The following is an 18,632-nucleotide window of genomic DNA, read 5'->3' as shown; positions in this document are numbered from 1 at the left end:
GCGGGCAGATGGGGGGCGTCAATCCGTTCTCTTGCGACTCTGCGCGGGTGGTATTAGATCGCGCGCATGTACACAATCGCCGCTCTCTATCACTTTACCCGATTCGCCGATCACGCCGCACTGCGTGAGCCATTGCTGGAACTGTGTCAGGCGCAGTCCGTCAAAGGAATCCTGTTGCTGGCGCAAGAAGGGATCAATGGCACAATTGCAGGCCCGCGATCCGGGATCGATGCTGTTCTGGCCCATATCCGCGCCCTCCCGGGCTGCGCCGATCTGGAATGGAAAGAGGCTTCGTCGGATCATCCGCCCTTCGGCCGGATGAAAGTGCGCCTGAAGAAAGAGATCGTGACAATGGGGCAGCCGGATGTCGATCCGCAGGCCCGCGTCGGTCACTATGTCGAACCTGAAGACTGGAACGACCTGATCCGCTCGGATGACGTTGTACTGATCGATACGCGAAACGACTATGAGGTGGCGATCGGCACTTTTGAGGGCGCAATAGACCCTAAAACAGCCAGTTTTCGCGATTTTCCGGATTGGTGGGAGGCGAACAAGGACCGTTTCCACAACAAACGTGTCGCCATGTTCTGCACTGGTGGTATCCGATGCGAAAAATCCACCAACTACCTGCTGGGGCAGGGGGTCGACGATGTCTATCACCTGAAAGGTGGGATTCTGCGGTATCTCGAAGAGGTTCCGGCCAAAGACAGCACCTGGCAGGGGGAATGTTTTGTGTTCGACAACCGTGTCTCAGTCGGGCACGGGTTGGTCGAAGGGCCGCATAACCTGTGTCATGGCTGCCGCCGCCCGATTCTGCCGGATGACACGAAGCGGCCGGAATACGAGCATGGCGTTTCATGCCATCATTGCATTGCCGAGACCTCGGAGGCGGACAAGATGCGCTTTCGCGAACGGCAGAAACAGATTGCACTGGCCCGCGCCCGTGGGGACGCGCATTTGGGCGCAAACTGATCGCCACGCGTTAAGGGTTGTCGATTTCCGCCGGAATGCGGATGATCGCGCATACGCAACTGTCCGGAACACCCATGTCGACCGAACCAAGAACGCTGGAAGAATGGAAATCGACTTTGGCCGCCGCCTTCGGGTTGGTTCTGGTCAGCTTTCTGGCCTGGTACGCTCTTTCCAGTCTCAACGAGGCCACGGCAGGGAACACAATTGGCACGATTGCTTCGGGCGCGCTGGTGCTGTGGCTGATCTCGCAGACCTGGTACTACATGACTCAGGTCACGTCTCCCCGGCGGCAACTTCTGTTGATGGGAATATCGTTCATACAGGTCGTGCCGTTCCTGTTCGCTGCGGTTTACGGCGCGTTCGGCTATTATGACCTGTGTGTTGTCGGCGCAAAAGGTCCGGCCGATGTTCTGTATTTCTCATATGTGACTTTCACGACTGTTGGGTTTGGAGATCTGAAGCCCGCCGGTCTGTGCCGCGGCCTGGCAGTGGCCGAAGCGATCACCGGCTACATTCTGCTGGGCCTGTTCGTGGCCGCGGCAGTTGGGCTGTATGGGCGCGAACACAACAGGCATCCGCACTGACCCCTGAATAGCCTTGCAACAGAGTCTATTTGTTGCTGTCAATCCACTGCGACATGCGTTGCTTGTCGCGAAAGCACTCGGAAGGAATAGGCCGGCGTTTGCTGCGTGAAATACGTTCGGCAAAGGCCACCTGCTTGCCAGTCGGGTAATTGGCGAAGGGTGAAGGATCGTTAGGTTTGTGTGCCGAAATCCAGTCCGACATTGATTTTCGGTCTCGCTGCGCCTCAACTGGAATTTCCAGAGCAGACTTTTCCGCAATGGCACGGGCATAGCGCATCTGCCGGTCCGTCACCGGCAGCATGTGATAGTCGTTGCTGGGCGCATCAAACCAGCTTTGGCGGGCAGCGTTGGTCATAGCTCGAAAACCTCCGTTCCACATGAGAACAAATATAGAACATTTTAGGAACTTTTCAAGATTTCCGCTGACCGGCTTCTGATTGAGCCGATATTTGTCCAGCCTGTCCCCTCGCCATGCGAGCAATTTGGCGCGTTTTTTTTGCGTCCAATAGAAATGAAGGAACGATTCGGTGTGAATTCAACCCATGTTCGGTCACGTCGCCGATAGTGGCAGGTTGAACGGCGACAAATCGCAAGTTGTATTGTGCCCGGATCGGCCTGCTTTTGATCAGTCTGCTAAATGAAATCAGATCGAAGCTTACTGCTTCTCGAAACCTTAGACTCTGTACATCAAGATCAACCGACCGAGAAAGCGCTGGCGAAAAGGTAAGAAGAGATTAAGCCCGGTAAGACTAAAGTTACCTTTCCCACAGCATTACAGTGCTGCTTGTGATCGAACAGCCGATGCGCCTATTCCCTTGAACTACTCATGCAATCGTGGGCAGTGGCTTTCGTTAAGGATCAAGCGCGGCAAGCAACTCGGCAATCTTTTGGCGCGTATCTTCACTATCTTTCAAAAGATATGCCGCATCTGCCAGCGGTTTGGCCGGGTTTCGTGCTGGTTGTTTTGCCAAAGCCCGCGTCGTTGCGGCAATCTTTGCGAACTGCCCGTTTTGATCTGCAGTTTGATCTGTCAGATTGGCCAGCCAGAAATATCTATCGGCTTCATTCAGCGTCCCAAGCTTCTTCGATAGTTCACCGGCTTTTACGAAATCTCCGACAGTACGGGCCACCTCAATCCGAAGAAGGTCGGCTTGAACGCTATCATCGTCGGCAAGCTCGAGCATGGCTTGATGAGGACGCCCGCCCAGCAAGGCCGCGCGAGCCCTCAGCCTTGCACGCTCCGACCGTTTGATACTGTCTTGCGGACGGCTGGCGAAGAAATGGGCCTTTGAAGCAAACCCGAGCGTCGCCAGCCGATCGGAAAGTGCGATGGCAGTTTCGGTGCTCAGATCCGACACGAAGTCATCCGCCAAGCCCAGGGTTCGGCGCAGGAATGTAATGTCATCCGAGCGTTCCGCCACCATCAACATAACCTGGTTCAGCGTTCCCGCCCTGCCTTCACTCGCAGGCAAGCTTTCGGCAAGATCCACCGCCGCATCGAACCGGTCACTCAGGCTCAGCGCCACTGCATGGGCTTGCAACATAATTGACCCAATTTCCGATCTCCGGAACTCCAGCACATATGCTGCCGCCAGATCGACTTCCTGAGCCGAGACCGCACCCCTTTCCCCCCAGCGTTTTTCTATCAGTTGCGCCAGCGCCAGCGGGGCTTCCAGTACGGCATCCGGTGACGAGATGACTTCGTTCAGTAAAGCCTCTGTTTGCGGGTCATCCCCTTCGGCACTGGCAACCGCAGCTTTCGCGCGACTGACCTCAGGCCGGCTTTCGGGCTCAACTCTGTCGGTTGTCCGCAGGATCCGTCGCGCCGCCTCAAGTTTCTGGCCTTCCACCAGGATATTCGCCAATGACGGGCCGAAGTGGCGCTGCAGATGGTCCGGCAGGCGCGGGAAAGCTTGTTCAATGGCCTCCAGATCAGCATCGGACCGTAGTGTCTGTTCACTTAATACCGACCAGAGCGCGGCGTCACTGGCGCACCTTTGAAGGTTTTCGAACGGGTTCGGTTCAGCGACTGTCTGATCGTCAATGATCCGGGCAATGGCCGCGATCCGGTCCCTATCGGAAGATTGCGAAGTGGTCAGATCCAGCATCTGTAAAGCCTCGATTCCGAAACCGTGGAAAGCGTATAGTCTTGCCAGTTTCATGAAAGTTTCCGAATCCACACGGTCAAACTCTTCAAAGAGTCCGACTCGTAGACCGGCTATCTGTTCGGAAAAGGAACGCCCGTCTGACCAGCTATCAAACCCGATTTCCGCGCGTGTCAGACAGGCCGGGCGCGATGGCACCGGTGGAATGTCCGGCACCGGAAAGCCCGGCAAGTCCTCCAGCACTGACGATACCCGGAAGTTCGGCTCCAGGTCCGGCAAATCTTCCAAATCGTGGACCTCAGGCACCCGGCGCGGTCCCTGGCCGGCAAGGTTCAGGTCAAGGACGTCGCGATCCGCGCCTTGCACGAACCGCGTAGAAAGCCGTTCTTCTATTCTTTGCAATCCCTGTTCAAGAAGCGGCAGTGCAAATGGCTTTGGCGCCCGGTCAGACGCGGATTGTTCTTGCTCGAAACCCTGCGAGATGTCTGGCACGGACACCAACAATGGGCCAAGTGGTGGCAGGATATCCGCCGGGGCAATATCGATGACGATCATCGTGCCCTGATACAGAAAGGCAGACGCGGCACAGTCACACCCGAATTCCATGTCCAATTCGGCACCAGACCGAGCCTGAGAAAGCGTGCTCAAACGGGCGCTTGAGAGTCGGGCAAAGACAGACCCTGTTTCGAACCTGACATCGTCAATGGCCACCTTCAGACGCGCACCGTTCTTTTTCTGGGTCAAAGCCCACTCGGTTCCATGAGGCACCTGCGCGACAATCCGCGTGTGCCCGTCATGTTCGCCGGATCGAACCGTGACGGATTGTGCCGCGGCACAATTGGCGACCACGAACAGAGAAATAGCGAGAAGAGCACCCCGGATCATGCCGCCGCCTGTTTGAGTTCCTTCAGCGCATCCTCCAGTTCGGCAAAGCCGGGGCGGTTGTGCGTTGGCGTGTTTTGTCGTCCGACTTCAATACACATTGCAGCGTTGTGGTTGTGCAGGTTGGCAACCAGAACCTCTTTGATCAGTTGGTAAAAATGGTTGTCCTCCTCGACCACTGCCTTCAGTTTCCCCGCGAACGGTCCGACCAGGCCATAGGCAAGAAAGATACCCAGAAACGTGCCGACCAGGGCGCCGCCGATTAGCTTTCCAAGAACTTCGGGTGGCTGGTCGATCGATCCCATCGTCTTGATCACACCCAGAACCGCCGCGACAATTCCCAGCGCTGGCAGCCCATCCGCCACGGTCTGCAACGCGTGGCTGGAAAGCATGGCGTGGTGGAAATTGGCCTCCATCCGTTTTTCCAGCACTTCTTCCACCTGATGCGGATCGTCATAATTCATGTCCGCTGATCGCATCGTGTCACAGATAAGATCCACCGCTTCCTGGTCTGCCTGAATTTTCGGATATGCAGAAAACAGAGTAGAGTTTTCGGGTTCTTCGATATGCTGCTCAACCTCGACCGGGTTGGCTTTGGCCATGCGGATCAGGGAAAACAAAAGGCACAGCAGGTCGCGGTAATCCTGCGGTTTCCATTTGGGTCCCTTGAATACCTTTCCCATGTCTTTGGCGGTATGCTTGACCGCGCTCATGTCGTTGCTGATCAGAAATGCCCCAACAGCGGCTCCGCCAATCATCATCATTTCAAAAGGCAATGATTTCATAATGATAGCCATCTTGCCGCCAGCTGCGAGATAGCCGCCGAAAACCATGACGAAAATGACGATGATTCCTACAAGTCCGATCATCTGCGTTCTCCGGCAAAATGTGTTTTGGGTACGACCAATAGTTTCATCATTCTTTGGGGGCCGAAGCGTTGCGACCTGCCATCACGACGCTCACCGTGTAGGCGACCTCGGGCGGGAGCCCGGCAAGAATGCCGGCCGCAGCATCGGAAGGCATTCGGGCCAGAAAACCTGCAGAGAACACCGGGTCCATGGTTTCGAATAATGCGGCGGCGTCTTTCGGCTTCATGCTTTGGTACATGTCCGTAAGCTTGCTCAGATCGCTTTCGGCGGCCGTGTCGGCGATGGCCAAAGTGGCTCGCAGGTCCTGTTCCGCCTGCTGCAGGGCAATCAGGCGGGATTCGATGGCCTGATCTGCTATTTCCAAGGCCTTTTCCCTATTCAGAAGGGTGTTTTCACGTTGTATCAGCTGTTCTTCCCGGCGAAGCAGTTCGGTCAGCAGAACCTGAACATCCGGTGCCTTTTGAGAAGCAGGTTGCAGCAGTGGCTGAGACGGGTCGGCAGCCTTTGCAAGAGCGGGGCCGGCTTCCAGACCCAATCGGATCACAGCGGACCCGACCATCAGCAAGGAAATCACAGTCAATACTCCGCCACGAGACCGACCCCGCCTGCTTGGCGTTTTTCGTTGTTTCATGGCGTAGCCTCGCCTGATTTGCGGGCATGTCTGAAAAACATCAGACCTTCCGGCTGTCCCTTTGGCTGAGGTGCGACCTCGAAATCCTCGTGTTTCTCCGTATCCGGTTGCTTTGTGGGACCCTGTGGCGCCGGGGTCTCCGAATCCACCGCCGGTTCAATCGCGGAGTTTTCTGTCTCGGCTTCACCGGGCTCAGGGTCTTCCGGACCTGGGCCAACGTTGTCCTCGTCCGGGACAATGTCGTGCATTGAAGCCATCATCAGCTCGAGCCGCCCGGCTACGGACTCGGCACGCTGGGTCAGGTCTTTTAAAGCAACTCCGGACTGATCGGAGGCAGACCGGGCCGACTCAAGCGATCTTTTTAGCGCGTCCGCCTGCGAGGACAGAACCGCCACGGCACCACCGACACCCTGCTCCAGATCAGTGAATTTCCGGAGCCGCCGCGACAGTACAAAACAATACAGACCGGCGCCAAGCGCGCCTGCGACAAGCAAAATATCCGCAATCAGCTCCAATTTCGCCTCCTAATTCAGTACAAATTCCATCACCAGAACATCGCGGACGCGCCCTTTGCCCACGACAATTTCGATACGCCGCAGCAGGTGTCCACGAATGCGGATCAAAGCCAGCGAATCCTCCAAGTCTTCGACTTCGATCGCGCGGAGATAACCATTGAGAACGTCCATGACGCGGGGCTTCATCTTTTCGACATCACCGATGTAGGGTGCATTCACTTCAAGCTGGGCATGAAACCTCAGATGACGCGAATCGCCGACATCCACCGAAATGATCGCGGGTGGCAGGTCGACAAAGCCAATCTCGGGCACTGCTTCGGCAGAGATTTCAGCCGTTTCTTCATCGGATTCGGTACCGTTGCCAGCCAGCGGCAACAGGCCGGACGTTGCCAGAAAATAACCGCCGGCCGCACCCAGAACGGCCAAAACCGCCCCGACGATCAGGCCCGTTTTCCTCGGTTTTACCGGGGCTTCGCTTTCTTCAGCCGTTGCGTCAGCCATGGCGTCCTCATCCATCCGTTCGGCCACCGTCATAACCCCGCAGGGACTAACCGATTGTTAAGGGCAATCGTCCAAACAGAGGTTGCGCCGGGCAGAATGTCGGCGAGTCGGAGGTGAGAGTGCAGCAGATCGGAACTGTCTGGGCAAATTTGGACAGGCGTAGGCAAATTGTCGTCGCCGGTGCGGTGGTGCTGGTTTTTCTTGGGGTTCTTGCCATGTCCCGGCTGGTGACGGCACCGTCGATGACGTTGCTATATGCCGGGCTCGAAAGCGGGGCCGCTGGCGATATTGTCCGGGCCCTGGATCAGCGCGGGGTTGCATACGAAATTCGCGGCGGTTCGATTTATGTCCCCGGAACGCAGCGGGATGAACTGCGCATGACGCTCGCCAGCGAGGGGTTGCCTGCAAACGGCAACCGCGGGTACGAACTGCTCGACTCGCTTAGCGGGTTCGGCACCACGTCGCAGATGTTCGATGCCGCCTACTGGCGTGCCAAGGAGGGTGAGCTTGCCCGGACCATCGTCGGCAGTGCCTATGTCAGTCAGGCCCGTGTTCATATCGCAAACAGTTCTTCCAACCCGTTCAAGCGCAGCGCCGCGCCAACAGCATCGGTGTATCTGGTGCCTTCGGGTGGTCAGATTACGGCAGATCAGGCCCGTGCCATTCGCTTTCTGGTGTCGTCGGCAGTCAGTGGCCTGACCCCGGAAAACGTGGCGGTTATCGATTCAAACGGAGCGGTGATCGGCGCGCAGGAAAGTCGGGCCGCGGCAGACACGGCTGATGACAAGGCCCGAACCCTGCGCGAGCGGGTTTTGCGCCTGGTCGAGGCCCGCGTTGGTGCGGGAAACGCAGTGGTCGAAGTCAGTGTCGATACGGTGACAAGAACTGAATCGATCCGCGAACGCCGCATCGATCCCGAAACGCGCGTGGCGATTAGCACGGATGTAGAAGAACGTACGGACAGTGCGCGCAACCAGTCCTCGGATGTGACCGTCGCGTCGAACCTTCCGGATGGCGACGCGGCGGGCGGTGACGAATCTAACTCCACTGCGACCCAGACCCGGGAACGGGTGAATTACGAAGTGTCCGAGACCGAACTGGAAGTGCACAACGCCCCTGGGGCGGTCAAAAGACTGACAGTGGCAGTTCTCGTTAACGGTTTCAGGGAAGTGACGGATGAAGGGACGGAAAACTTTGTGCCACTGCCGCAGACCGAGCTGGACGCGCTTCGCGAGCTGGTCGCGTCTGCCGTTGGTTTCGACGCTGCGCGGGGCGACGTGATTACACTCAAATCGATGGATATGCCTTTGATAGAGCCTCAAGGAGTGCTGGTTTCCGGTTCCTTCTGGCCGAAACTCCATCTGGACGCCATGTCTCTGATTCAGATGGCGGTGCTGGCGATTGTCTCTCTGATCCTGGGGTTGTTTGTAATCCGCCCGATTCTGACAAAGCCGGTTGCGGCCACCGCGCTTTTGCCTGCGGACCGTAGGCCCGAGTCTGAGGACGCTCCGTTTCTTGTTGGTGAAATCGCGACGGCGGATGGGGTAGAGTTTGCGCAAATACCCAGCCAGGCGAAGCAGGCAGAGGTTCCCGCGCTGGGGTCGCCTGCCGGCGCTGACCCGGTTGACCGCTTGCGCGCAATGATCGGTGAAAAGCAGGAAGAAACAGTCGAAATTCTGCGCAGCTGGCTTGAAGAAGGTGAGGAGGCTGTGTGATGTCCATCGCCCATCTCCTTGAAGACTTCTCGGCACAGGCCAGTGGTGTTCAGGTTCATCTGCTGGACGAGGAGGCGCTGGAAGAGCATCGCCTTGCCGCATTTGAACACGGCTACAAGGCGGGTTGGGAGGATGCCCTGACCGCACAGGAACAAAGCCTTGATCGGACGTCCGCTGCGCTGGCCGCCTCGCTTGAAGACATGTCCTTCACCTATCACGAGGCGCTGAACCGGATGTCGCTGTCGCTTGAGCCGATGTTCGAGGGGCTCGTCCGTCTTGTTCTGCCGGAAACGCTGGAGCGGGGCTTTGGGACCCGTCTGGTGGAGCAGTTGTGCGAATTGGCTGGCGAGCAGATCGGTCAGCCCATGCAAATACTGGTTCCTGTGGGGCAGGGGAATGGTGTCGGCGCTCTTGTGCCGCCGGGTCTGAGCCCACCCCCAAAAGTGATCGAGGATTCATCGTTGGAACCGGGGACGGCGCGGCTGCAGGTTGGCATGTCGCAGCAGGAGGTGGATTGCAACGCCTTGCTGGCGTCGATTTCCAGCGCATTCGACGCTTATCTGTTCGAGGCAAGAAAGGCACTGTCAAATGAGCGAAAATCAGACCCTAAATAAGGGCAAATCAAATCCGTTTGAAACCGTCCCGATCGAAGTGACGGTCTCGGTCGGTCGGGCGCGGCCATTGATCCGCGACCTGCTGGCGTTGGGCGAAAACGCGGTACTGACCCTGGACAAGCGTATCGAGGATCCCGTTGACCTGTATGTTGGCGACCAGCTGGTTGCGCGGGGGCTTCTGGAAGAATTGGAGGGCGATCAGGCCGGTCAACTGGCCGTGCGCCTGACCGAGATATCGGATCTTCAGCGCGGGATCGGCTGATGCGTCCGCTGGTCTGGCTTGCCTTGGCGCTGGCGCTGCTGACCCCGTCTTTGGCGGCGGCGCAGGATGTGACCTTGTCGCTGGGCGAGGGTGGGTCGATCTCGGCGCGCACAGTGCAGCTGATCCTGTTGATTACCGTGCTGAGTCTGGCGCCCGGACTGGCCATCATGATCACCTGCTTTCCGTTTCTGATTACGGTTCTGGCCCTATTGCGGCAGGGCATCGGCCTGCAGCAGTCACCGCCGAACATGTTGATCGTCAGCTTAGCCCTGTTCCTGACCTATTTCATCATGGAGCCGGTTTTCACCGAGGCCTGGGAAACCGGAATACGCCCGATGGTTGAAGAGACAATGGATGTGGAACCGGCGCTGGAACGTGCGCTGGTTCCATTTCGCGCCTTCATGGCCACTCGGCTTGATCCGGATACGTTTCACGCCATGGCGGCCCTGCGCCCGGGCGGCGACACGATTGCGCTGTCGCCGGACGCGCCGGTTTCGGTTCTGATGCCGTCTTTCATGCTGTCTGAAATTGCGCGGGCCTTTCAGATCGGATTTCTGATTTTCCTGCCGTTTCTGATCATTGATCTTGTGGTCGCAGCGGTTCTCATGTCGATGGGCATGATGATGGTTCCCCCGGCTACCGTGTCACTGCCGTTTAAACTGGCCTTTTTTGTCATCGCTGACGGGTGGTCCCTGATCGCAAGCGCGTTGGTGCGCAGTTACACGATCTGACAAGGACCTCTATTGCCGTGTGATGTGCAGACGGGCACGCAATCCCTGTTCTCCGGCCTCGAAGCTAAGTGTTCCACCATGCTGTTCGGCGATGGTTGCTGCGATCGTCAGGCCCAGGCCATAGCCGTCAGAAGATCCGATATTCGACCCGCGCCGGAAAGGTGCCATCAGTGCCTCGATATCCGCGGCGGTCAGGTCGGCGCCTTTGTCCTCGACTGTGATGGTGGCCGTCTGGGCATCTGTCGCAAGCTCGACCTCGGCCTGCCGCCCGTATTTTAGCGCATTGTCGATCAGATTGGTCAATGCGCGTTTCAGCGAAATTGGTCGCCCGATAACCAGAATTCGCCGGGTTTCGGGCATCGAGCCGTGGCCGCGGCGCGACATGAAAACCGACCGCCCGCCTTCGACCAGAACCGGGGCGGCCTGTTTCAGGGTGACGGGCCGGTCCATGTCCTGGTAATCGGCCACCACAGATTCAACCAGCGCCGTCAGTGAGATCTGGCGTGGTTCCTCGACACTGAGTTCGGACCGTGTCAATGTCAGGACGCTTTCGATCATTCCTGTCATCTGGTCCACGTCAGCCTCGAGTTTCTCGCGCAGGTCTCGGTCGGGGATCAGGGCGGCGCGCAACCGAACGCGCGTAGCCGGTGTGCCCAGATCGTGACTGACGCCAGACAAGACAATGGCGCGCTTTTCCAGCTGCGCCCGTTCCGCATCAAGATGGTCGTTCACGGCCTCGACGATTTCGCGCAGTTCGCCTGGGCCCTCGGTATCGTAGCTGTCCGGCCCGCCGCGCCGCTTTCGGTCGCGCAGTGCGTGTGAGAACCGGGTGAATGTGTCGCTGACATTCCCGACCGAGGTAAGAAGGATCGCCAACGCAACAACGGCCACCAGAATTGCGGACAGCCGGAGATCAGCTGGTGCGGCACCGCAGCCCCAGACGTCGGTTCCGTCCACCATCTGCCACGCACTGCGCCCAAAGCGGGCGATCAGAACCGGTTCGCTGCAATAGGTCGCCAGCAGCCGGGTCAGGCTGCCCATCTTTTCCGGCCCAGTCTGATCACTGCCCGAGAGAATGTCCGAAACGGGGTAAACTAGGCGGTCCGACATGACGGCCAGGGTCAGTTCGCGCCCGCTCAGCGGGGCGGAACTGTCGGTGAAGATCGACAGGTTTGTGACAAAACTGCGATCCGACATGCCGGGCAGTTGTTCGAACCGGCCGACTTCGGCCAGAGCGGCGCTTGTCACGGGCAATCGGGTTATCGTGATGCCGGAGGGCGGGGTTTTGCCGACACGCAGGTCCTCATAGACCGCGAAGCCCGCAACTTGCGCCCGCGTCAGGAAACCCTCCCACGCCTGCGCAGACGCAAACCACAGTCCGGCTGAAACCAAACCGGCGGAAAACGCGGCGATTGTCCAGATCCAGCCCAGGCTGCGCAGACGCAACGCAGGCCTGTTCATGCGTCCTCTTCCACCGAAACGTCCGCGGCAAAGACATATCCCAGCCCCCGTTCGGTTCGCAGCATTTGCGGCTCTTTGGGATTGGCCTCGATCTTCGAACGCAGACGTCCCACCAGCATATCGATGGCGCGGCCCTGTGCCTCGCTCTTGTCGCCATCACCGGTGACGTCCAACGCTGCGGCGATCTCGACCCGGGTCAGCGGGATATGCGGATTGGCCAGTAACACCTTGAGCAAAGCGCTTTCGCGCTGAGAAAGGGGCACCAGATAGCCCTCGGGCGAAAAAACCTCGTCCCGTTTTCCGTCATATACCCAGCCGGCAAAGCGAAAGGTCCGGGTGCGGCGGCGATAGGCCAGAGACGGCGTGCGCCGAGTCCGCTGCATCACGGCCCGCACCCGCGCCAGCAGCAGATGCGGGTTGAAAGGCTTGGCGATATAGTCGTCCGCGCCCACCTCGTACCCGGCCATGCGCTGATGATCGGCAGACAAGGCGGACACGAATATGATCGGGACATCCTGTTCGCGCCGCAATCGGGCGCAGATGTCCACGCCGTTCTCATCCCCCAGCATGACATCGAGCAGAATAAGGTCGATGCGCCCCGAGGACATATGCGTGCGGATCTCCATGTCCGAACTGGCGGGAAGTGCGATGAACCCGTTTTGTTGCAGAAACTGGGTCATCATCGACCGCATTTCGGGGTCGTCATCCACCACCAACAAGCGCGAAATGGTCACGCTTCTCCTCCCTGTCACGGTTTCAGTCCCGCTCGCCAATTGTAACGAACGGCAACAGATTCAAGTCCAACGTAACAGGCTGTAACAAATGGTGGGAAAAATTCCACCATTGCCGGGATTTACCCCGGAAAATCATTGCCAGACGGCCGTCAGCTATCCGTAGTATCGCGCATCGCCGCCGGTCCGGTGGCTAAAAAAGTATCTGGGAGGATCCCTTTATGAAACGTTTTGCATTGTCCGCAGTTTCGACACTGGCTGTGGTCGCAGGCACCTCGGTTACGGCCGAGCCGCAGGCCGAAGTTCTGCACTGGTGGACATCCGGCGGCGAGGCCAAATCGGTTGCCGTTCTGCAGGAAGAATTCGCCTCGAATGGCGGTACCTGGACTGACATGCCCGTTGCCGGCGGCGGTGGTGATGCGGCAATGACCGCGCTGCGGGCCCGTGTTCTGGCCGGTAATGCTCCGACCGCAGTTCAGTTGAAAGGCCCGGCCATTCAGGAATGGTACGAAGAAGGCGTTCTGGCTGACATCTCGAACGTGGCCGAGGCCGAAGGTTGGGCGGATGTCCTGCCCGCGTCGATCGCCGGTCACATGATGTGCGAAGGTACATGGTGCGCCGCTCCTGTGAACGTTCACCGCATCGACTGGATCTGGGCGAACGCTGACGTGCTGGCTGCCAACGGCATCGAAATGCCCACGACATGGGAAGAGTTCAACGCTGCAGCCGAGAAACTGCAGGCCGCCGGTGTGATCCCGCTGGCCCATGGTGGTCAGTCCTGGCAGGACGCGACCGTATTCGAAGCGGTTGCTCTGGGTCTGGGTGGACCCGAGTTCTACCAGAAGGCCTTTGTTGATCTGGACCCTGAAACGCTGACCTCGGACACCATGGTTCAGGTCTTTGACCAGATGCGCACCCTGCGCGGGTTCGTCGACGAAAACTTCTCGGGCCGTGACTGGAACCTGGCCACCGCCATGGTGATGAATGGCGAAGCGGCGTTCCAGATCATGGGTGACTGGGCAAAGGGCGAATTCCTGGCGGCTGGCAAGAAGCCCGGCGAGGACTTCCTGTGCGCCTCGACCCCCGGCGACGGCTACCTGTACAACGTCGACAGCTTTGCCATGTTTGACGTGGAAGGTGACGACAAGCGCGCCGGCCAGGAACTGCTGGCCAAGCTGATCGTTGCGCCGAACTTCCAGGAAGTGTTCAACCTGAACAAAGGCTCGATCCCGGCCCGTACGGATGTTGCACTGGATGCGTTCGACATCTGCGCGCAAATTTCGGCCGAAGACATGGGCTCGACCTCGGCAGGCGGTTCGCTTCTGCCTTCTTACGCGCATGGTATGGCTCTGCGAGGTGCGCAGGCTGGTGCGATCACCGACGTTGTGACCGCGCATTTCAACTCGGATATGTCCTCGGCTGACGCGGTTCAGCAACTGGCGGACGCGGTGGCAAACAGCTACTGATCCAATACGCTCTGCCCCCTATACTGAGGGGCAGAGCATCTTTCCCCGGAGGAAAAAATGTCCGAATGGCTGGAAAACCACCTGCCCAAGGTGGTGCTGGCACCGTCGTTCATCGCCGTATTGATCTTTGTCTACGGCTTTATCGGATGGACCGCATGGGTGTCGCTGACCCGATCGAAGCTTCTGCCGAAATACGAGATCAAGGGCTTCATTCAATACGAACGCCTGTTCGACTCGCCCCGTTGGGATACGGCGATCAACAACCTTTATATCTTTGGCGCGCTGTTCATCGTAATCGCGATGATGCTGGGCCTGTTGCTGGCTATTCTGCTGGATCAGAAGATCCGCGTCGAAGGGGCCATTCGCACGATCTACCTGTACCCCATGGCGCTGTCGATGATTGTGACCGGTACCGCGTGGAAGTGGATCCTCAACCCGGGCCTGGGTATCGAGGCGATGGTGCAAGGCTGGGGCTTTCCGAACTTCGAATTCGACTGGCTGGTGAACCCGGATTACGCCATCTACACCATCGTCATTGCTGCGATCTGGCAGAGCTCGGGCTTTGTCATGGCGCTGTTCCTGGCCGGTTTGCGTTCGGTGGATGGTGAGATCATCAAGGCCGCGCAGGTCGATGGTATCCCCACATGGCGCATCTATACGGCAATCATTATCCCCTCGATGGCCCCGATCTTCCTGTCTGCCTTCATCGTGCTGGCGCACCTTGCGATCAAGAGCTTTGACCTTGTCATCGCCCTGACGGGTGGCGGTCCGGGCTACGCGACCGATCTGCCCGCAACCTACATGTACGCCATGGCGTTTTCGCGTGGCGATATCGGTCAGGCGGCTTCGTCGGCAATGATCATGATGCTGGTCGTCTTTGCCATCGTGGTTCCCTATCTTTACTCAGAGCTGAGGGCGAAAAATGACTGATCTGTCGATGCCCCAAACCCAAACCCGCATCCAAAGTGCCACCGGCAAGATTGCCCTGCGTTGGCTGCTTTATGTCCTTTTGGGACTGTTCGCGCTCTATTACCTGATGCCGCTTTTCGTGATGTTGACCACATCGTTGAAAAGCCTTGAGGAAATTCGCACGGGCAGCCTGATTTCCCTGCCGCGCGAGGTCAGCTTTGAGGCCTGGAAAACCGCGTGGTCCGGCGCCTGCACCGGTATCCAGTGCGAGGGCCTGCGGCCCTATTTCTGGAACTCGGTCCTGATCGCGGTGCCTGCCGTGGCCATCTCGACCCTGCTGGGCGCGCTGAACGGCTATGTCGTGGCGCAATGGCGGTTCAAAGGCGCGAACATCATCTTCTCGCTGATGCTGTTTGGCTGCTTCATCCCGTTCCAGGTTGTCCTGCTGCCGATGGCGCGCCTGTTGGGCATGATGGGGATTGCCGGGACCATTCCGGGCCTGATCTTTGTGCACGTGATCTACGGGCTGGGCTTCACCACGCTGTTCTTCCGCAATTACTATGTCACCATTCCGTCCGAACTGACCAAAGCGGCTCGGGTCGACGGTGCCGGGTTCCTGCGGATCTTCTGGTCGATCTTCCTGCCGCTGTCGCTGCCCATCATCGTGGTGACCGTGATCTGGCAGTTCACCCAAATCTGGAACGACTTCCTGTTCGGCGTGTCGTTCAGCCAGGCGGGTACACAGCCCGTGACCGTGGCGCTCAACAACATCGTAAACTCCACCACCGGCGTCAAAGAGTACAACGTCGACATGGCTGCCGCGATCATCGCGGGGCTGCCGACGCTGCTCGTCTATGTCGTTGCCGGTAAGTATTTCATCCGCGGCCTGACCGCCGGTTCCGTGAAGGGATAACCCATGGCTCCCATCCTCGATATCAACAACCTGTATAAGAATTACGGTGCGACCGAGATTCTGAAGGACATCAACATCTCGATCGAACCGGGCGATTTCCTGGTGCTGGTCGGCCCCTCGGGCTGCGGCAAGTCCACCCTGTTGAACTGCATTGCAGGTCTGGAGCCGATCTCGGGCGGCACCCTTTCCATCGGTGGCAACGACATGACCCATGTCAGCCCCAAGGATCGCGACATCGCGATGGTGTTCCAATCATACGCTCTGTATCCGACCATGACTGTCGCCAAAAACATCACCTTTGGTATGAAGGTGCGAGGCGTCGACCAGGCCACGCAGGACGCGAAACTGAAAGAGGTCGCGTCACTGCTGCAAATCGAGCAGTTGCTGAACCGTCGTCCCAGCCAGTTGTCTGGTGGCCAACGTCAGCGTGTGGCGATGGGGCGGGCGCTGGTGCGCGATCCCAAGCTGTTTCTCTTTGATGAACCCCTGTCCAACCTTGACGCCAAGCTGCGGGTCGAGATGCGGACCGAGATCAAGAAGTTGCACCAGACGCTGGATGCCTCAATCGTCTATGTGACCCATGATCAGATCGAGGCGATGACGCTGGCCACCAAAATCGTCGTTCTGAAAGGCGGCATCGTGCAGCAGATCGGCAGCCCGGCCGAGATCTATAACAACCCGGCCAACCTGTTTGTCGCTGACTTCATGGGCTCGCCCGCGATGAACCTGATCCCGGCCAAAGCATCGAACACTGGGTCAGGCACCCAGATCGCTATCTCGCGCGGAGCGGGCGAGATGCTGGTGTTGAACGATGCCCGCGACTTGTCCCTGCCAAAGGATGTGATCCTTGGCCTGCGCCCCGAGGATATCGCCGAAGCAGGCTTTCGTGCCGGAGCGGGCGTACAGGAGGCTGCGTGCATGGTCGATATGGTCGAACCTGCAGGCGCGGACACTTATGTGGTCTCGGAACTGGGCGGCAAACAGGTCACGGCGCGCCTGCATGCGGAAACCAGCGCACAGGCCGGTCAGATGCTGAACCTGGCTTTCGACATGAGCAAAGTGTCTTATTTCGCCGAAGAGACCGGCGAACGCCTCAACTGAAATGAAAACGCGCCGCGCGAGGGTTTCGCGCGGCGTTTTTTTGATCTCTCGAATGGGATCAGCTGAGCCGGTTCATGTCTTTGATCAGCCTGTTCAGGTCGCCGCCACGCGCATCCAGCATCGCTCCGACTTCGGTCCGTTCGGTCAGCAGCATGTTCACCCCTTCGATGAACATATTGAAGAACCGGTCACGCCCGGATTTGTCCGAGACCAGAAAGGTTACATCGAACGGCGCGGATCCTTTTAGCTTGACCGAGGTTCTGACCTCGTAGCCAGCCTTGATTTTCCGCGCGTCGCGAACAGTCACTTCGCCGCCGATGAATTCGCGGAACCGGCGTCCGTATTTGGTGGAAATGTAGCCCTGAAACGCCTTGGTGAACTGTTTCAGCTGCGTTGGGCTGGCCGCGCGGCCGTCGGCGCCCAGCACATAACGCGCCATGATCGGCACATCGGCATATTGCACGAAGATCTTTTCAAAATCGCGCAACATGGCATTTTCGGATTTGCCCGAGGCGATCACGCGATTGATGTCGTCAACAACGCTGACAACCAAAGCCTTGGCACTGGCTTCGGTCTGGGCAAGCGCGGGCAGGGGGGCTAGGGCAAGCGCAAGGCCTGCTAATCCGGTGGCAACAAAATCGCGTCTGTTCAGAGGGTTATTCGGCATAGGGGTCCTCGTAAGGGTCTAGATAGGGGTCCCTGACAGGGTCGGTTCCGGTTTCAGCATAGGGGTCGGTATAAAGACCCAGATAGGCGTCCTCATCGTCTCTGGCCAGTTCAAAGCGGCGATTTTGCAGGTAGATCGTGCGCGCCTGGGCATAGCTGTCGGCGCTTTCATACAGGATCGAGTCGACCGTGTCTGCAAACCGTCCCCGGTCGCCCATCCGGCGCACAACTTCGGCATAGACGCCGATGTTGTCCACCGGGCGGACCGGGCTGAAATTGATCGGGTTCGAGAACAGGTTGACGATCACACCGACCGAGTCCCGCGCGGTCGACGGACCATAGAAAGGCAGTTCGACATAGGCGCCTTCACCGACCCCCCAGACATGCAGTGTTTCACCGAAATCCGTATCCACAGGCGGCAGGTTCAATTCGCTTGCCGGGTCGGACAGGCCCACACCGCCCACGGTCGTATTGATCAGAAACCGCAGCAGCGCATTGCCGGACTGTTTGATATTGCCCTGCAAAAGATAGTCCAGGGCCTGACCGGGCATGGTCAGGTTCTCGGCGAAATGGTTGAAGCTTGTGACCATCGGGTCGGGCACGATCTTCACGTAGCCTTTCGAGGCGGGACGAAACAGAAACCGGTCAACGCCAAGGTTGAATTTGTGGATGCCCCGGTTGGCATTTTCATACGGATCAAAGATTTCTCCGCGTACGGCTTCGTCCTGCGGTTGGGATGCGCAGGCGCTCAGGACAGCAAACACAGACAGCAGGATCAGAGGTTTCAGGCTGAATTTACTCGACACGGTCTTCGTTACTCCAATACATCCGTTGCGGGTACACCGGATACTTATTCAATGTGGCCTTTTTCAGCGCTTCAAGGCCCAATTCGCCGTCACATATGTGTTTCGCAATCACTTTGAAACACATAGCGTTTAACCCGCCGAAAGGAAGTAGGTAAAGTGACTCAAGTTCAACAGATCAGAATAAGAAAAGTTTCGCCA

General features: G+C 58.3%; 20 protein-coding genes. 10 read left to right on the top strand and 10 right to left on the bottom strand.

What is annotated here, in order from left to right:
- The first annotated feature begins 66 nt into the window (after positions 1-66).
- Together trhO and ACR0FE_RS07445 are read left to right on the top strand one after the other, a co-directional pair.
- Positions 67-972 (top strand): oxygen-dependent tRNA uridine(34) hydroxylase TrhO, encoded by a 906-nt coding sequence (trhO, locus tag ACR0FE_RS07450; protein WP_480912088.1) that lies wholly within the window; start codon positions 67-69, stop codon positions 970-972.
- A gap of 41 nt (positions 973-1,013) precedes the next feature.
- A complete protein-coding gene (locus ACR0FE_RS07445; protein ID WP_480522987.1) occupies positions 1,014-1,556 on the top strand; it encodes an ion channel in 543 nt (180 codons plus the stop codon).
- A 25-nt stretch (positions 1,557-1,581) separates the two neighbouring features.
- Here ACR0FE_RS07445 and ACR0FE_RS07440 read toward each other — a convergent pair whose 3' ends face one another.
- The 6 genes from ACR0FE_RS07440 to ACR0FE_RS07415 form a co-directional block, all read right to left on the bottom strand.
- Entirely contained in the window at positions 1,582-1,911 is a 330-nt protein-coding gene (locus ACR0FE_RS07440; protein WP_170612952.1) for a hypothetical protein, read from the bottom strand.
- A 496-nt stretch (positions 1,912-2,407) separates the two neighbouring features.
- Positions 2,408-4,546, bottom strand: coding sequence for a hypothetical protein (locus ACR0FE_RS07435; protein ID WP_480912084.1), 2,139 nt, complete (start codon positions 4,544-4,546; stop codon positions 2,408-2,410).
- The gene (gene motA, locus ACR0FE_RS07430) at positions 4,543-5,412 is read right to left on the bottom strand and encodes a flagellar motor stator protein MotA (protein ID WP_480912081.1); all 870 of its coding nucleotides are present in this window, start codon (positions 5,410-5,412) and stop codon (positions 4,543-4,545) included. The genes ACR0FE_RS07435 and motA overlap by 4 nt, the downstream gene beginning before the upstream one ends.
- A 46-nt stretch (positions 5,413-5,458) precedes the next feature.
- Positions 5,459-6,043 carry a MotE family protein gene (locus tag ACR0FE_RS07425; protein WP_480912080.1) on the bottom strand — a complete coding sequence of 195 codons (585 nt, stop codon included), beginning with the start codon at positions 6,041-6,043 and terminating at the stop codon, positions 5,459-5,461.
- Complete coding sequence (locus tag ACR0FE_RS07420) at positions 6,040-6,558, bottom strand: hypothetical protein (protein ID WP_480491073.1); 519 nt, start codon at positions 6,556-6,558, stop codon at positions 6,040-6,042. Before ACR0FE_RS07420 ends, ACR0FE_RS07425 begins: the two co-directional genes overlap by 4 nt.
- Positions 6,559-6,567: 9 nt before the next feature.
- Positions 6,568-7,092: a flagellar basal body-associated FliL family protein gene (locus ACR0FE_RS07415; RefSeq protein WP_480912077.1), complete on the bottom strand. Its 525-nt coding sequence runs from the start codon at positions 7,090-7,092 to the stop codon at positions 6,568-6,570.
- 86 nt (positions 7,093-7,178) lie between these two features.
- Here ACR0FE_RS07415 and fliF point away from each other — a divergent pair, with 86 nt between their 5' ends.
- Genes fliF through fliP form a run of 4 tightly spaced genes read left to right on the top strand, consistent with a single transcriptional unit; the run spans position 7,179 to position 10,381 of the window.
- The gene (gene fliF, locus ACR0FE_RS07410) at positions 7,179-8,774 is read left to right on the top strand and encodes a flagellar basal-body MS-ring/collar protein FliF (protein WP_480912074.1); all 1,596 of its coding nucleotides are present in this window, start codon (positions 7,179-7,181) and stop codon (positions 8,772-8,774) included.
- The gene (locus ACR0FE_RS07405; protein WP_480912071.1) at positions 8,774-9,388 is read left to right on the top strand and encodes a FliH/SctL family protein; all 615 of its coding nucleotides are present in this window, start codon (positions 8,774-8,776) and stop codon (positions 9,386-9,388) included. Before fliF ends, ACR0FE_RS07405 begins: the two co-directional genes overlap by 1 nt.
- Positions 9,363-9,650 (top strand): FliM/FliN family flagellar motor C-terminal domain-containing protein, encoded by a 288-nt coding sequence (locus ACR0FE_RS07400; protein ID WP_170807038.1) that lies wholly within the window; start codon positions 9,363-9,365, stop codon positions 9,648-9,650. The genes ACR0FE_RS07405 and ACR0FE_RS07400 overlap by 26 nt, the downstream gene beginning before the upstream one ends.
- Entirely contained in the window at positions 9,650-10,381 is a 732-nt protein-coding gene (fliP, locus tag ACR0FE_RS07395; protein ID WP_480912068.1) for a flagellar type III secretion system pore protein FliP, read from the top strand. Before ACR0FE_RS07400 ends, fliP begins: the two co-directional genes overlap by 1 nt.
- Positions 10,382-10,390: 9 nt before the next feature.
- Here the strand turns inward: fliP and ACR0FE_RS07390 are convergent, their stop codons facing one another.
- Positions 10,391-11,842 (bottom strand): sensor histidine kinase, encoded by a 1,452-nt coding sequence (locus tag ACR0FE_RS07390; RefSeq protein ID WP_480912065.1) that lies wholly within the window; start codon positions 11,840-11,842, stop codon positions 10,391-10,393.
- On the bottom strand, positions 11,839-12,576 hold the full coding sequence (locus ACR0FE_RS07385) for a response regulator transcription factor (RefSeq protein WP_170807035.1): 738 nt from the start codon (positions 12,574-12,576) through the stop codon (positions 11,839-11,841). The genes ACR0FE_RS07390 and ACR0FE_RS07385 overlap by 4 nt, the downstream gene beginning before the upstream one ends.
- Before the next feature lie 218 nt (positions 12,577-12,794).
- Between ACR0FE_RS07385 and ACR0FE_RS07380 the strand changes: the two genes are divergently transcribed.
- The 4 genes from ACR0FE_RS07380 to ACR0FE_RS07365 are packed head-to-tail and all read left to right on the top strand — an operon-like array spanning position 12,795 to position 16,962.
- Positions 12,795-14,039: an ABC transporter substrate-binding protein gene (locus tag ACR0FE_RS07380; RefSeq protein ID WP_480912063.1), complete on the top strand. Its 1,245-nt coding sequence runs from the start codon at positions 12,795-12,797 to the stop codon at positions 14,037-14,039.
- Between the two features lie 57 nt (positions 14,040-14,096).
- Complete coding sequence (locus tag ACR0FE_RS07375; protein ID WP_170612976.1) at positions 14,097-14,969, top strand: carbohydrate ABC transporter permease; 873 nt, start codon at positions 14,097-14,099, stop codon at positions 14,967-14,969.
- Positions 14,962-15,861, top strand: a complete 900-nt coding sequence (locus ACR0FE_RS07370) for a carbohydrate ABC transporter permease (RefSeq protein WP_480813783.1) — start codon at positions 14,962-14,964, stop codon at positions 15,859-15,861. The genes ACR0FE_RS07375 and ACR0FE_RS07370 overlap by 8 nt, the downstream gene beginning before the upstream one ends.
- Before the next feature lie 3 nt (positions 15,862-15,864).
- Positions 15,865-16,962, top strand: a complete 1,098-nt coding sequence (locus tag ACR0FE_RS07365) for an ABC transporter ATP-binding protein (protein WP_480912059.1) — start codon at positions 15,865-15,867, stop codon at positions 16,960-16,962.
- 58 nt (positions 16,963-17,020) lie between these two features.
- Here the strand turns inward: ACR0FE_RS07365 and ACR0FE_RS07360 are convergent, their stop codons facing one another.
- Entirely contained in the window at positions 17,021-17,629 is a 609-nt protein-coding gene (locus ACR0FE_RS07360) for an MlaC/ttg2D family ABC transporter substrate-binding protein (RefSeq protein WP_480912056.1), read from the bottom strand.
- Positions 17,619-18,434: an MlaA family lipoprotein gene (locus ACR0FE_RS07355; protein WP_480906073.1), complete on the bottom strand. Its 816-nt coding sequence runs from the start codon at positions 18,432-18,434 to the stop codon at positions 17,619-17,621. Before ACR0FE_RS07355 ends, ACR0FE_RS07360 begins: the two co-directional genes overlap by 11 nt.
- Positions 18,435-18,632: the final 198 nt, after the last annotated feature.

Source organism: Ruegeria sp. K7, assembly GCF_056531785.1.
This window is presented reverse-complemented; position numbering and strand designations above follow the sequence as displayed.

Coding starts and splice junctions, on each gene's coding strand:
- trhO (WP_480912088.1), top strand. CDS start 67: ATGTACACAATCGCCGCTCTCTATCACTTTACCCGATTCGCCGATCAC.
- ACR0FE_RS07445 (WP_480522987.1), top strand. CDS start 1,014: ATGATCGCGCATACGCAACTGTCCGGAACACCCATGTCGACCGAACCA.
- ACR0FE_RS07440 (WP_170612952.1), bottom strand. CDS start 1,911: ATGACCAACGCTGCCCGCCAAAGCTGGTTTGATGCGCCCAGCAACGAC.
- ACR0FE_RS07435 (WP_480912084.1), bottom strand. CDS start 4,546: ATGATCCGGGGTGCTCTTCTCGCTATTTCTCTGTTCGTGGTCGCCAAT.
- motA (WP_480912081.1), bottom strand. CDS start 5,412: ATGATCGGACTTGTAGGAATCATCGTCATTTTCGTCATGGTTTTCGGC.
- ACR0FE_RS07425 (WP_480912080.1), bottom strand. CDS start 6,043: ATGAAACAACGAAAAACGCCAAGCAGGCGGGGTCGGTCTCGTGGCGGA.
- ACR0FE_RS07415 (WP_480912077.1), bottom strand. CDS start 7,092: ATGACGGTGGCCGAACGGATGGATGAGGACGCCATGGCTGACGCAACG.
- ACR0FE_RS07405 (WP_480912071.1), top strand. CDS start 8,774: ATGTCCATCGCCCATCTCCTTGAAGACTTCTCGGCACAGGCCAGTGGT.
- ACR0FE_RS07400 (WP_170807038.1), top strand. CDS start 9,363: ATGAGCGAAAATCAGACCCTAAATAAGGGCAAATCAAATCCGTTTGAA.
- fliP (WP_480912068.1), top strand. CDS start 9,650: ATGCGTCCGCTGGTCTGGCTTGCCTTGGCGCTGGCGCTGCTGACCCCG.
- ACR0FE_RS07390 (WP_480912065.1), bottom strand. CDS start 11,842: ATGAACAGGCCTGCGTTGCGTCTGCGCAGCCTGGGCTGGATCTGGACA.
- ACR0FE_RS07380 (WP_480912063.1), top strand. CDS start 12,795: ATGAAACGTTTTGCATTGTCCGCAGTTTCGACACTGGCTGTGGTCGCA.
- ACR0FE_RS07375 (WP_170612976.1), top strand. CDS start 14,097: ATGTCCGAATGGCTGGAAAACCACCTGCCCAAGGTGGTGCTGGCACCG.
- ACR0FE_RS07370 (WP_480813783.1), top strand. CDS start 14,962: ATGACTGATCTGTCGATGCCCCAAACCCAAACCCGCATCCAAAGTGCC.
- ACR0FE_RS07365 (WP_480912059.1), top strand. CDS start 15,865: ATGGCTCCCATCCTCGATATCAACAACCTGTATAAGAATTACGGTGCG.
- ACR0FE_RS07360 (WP_480912056.1), bottom strand. CDS start 17,629: ATGCCGAATAACCCTCTGAACAGACGCGATTTTGTTGCCACCGGATTA.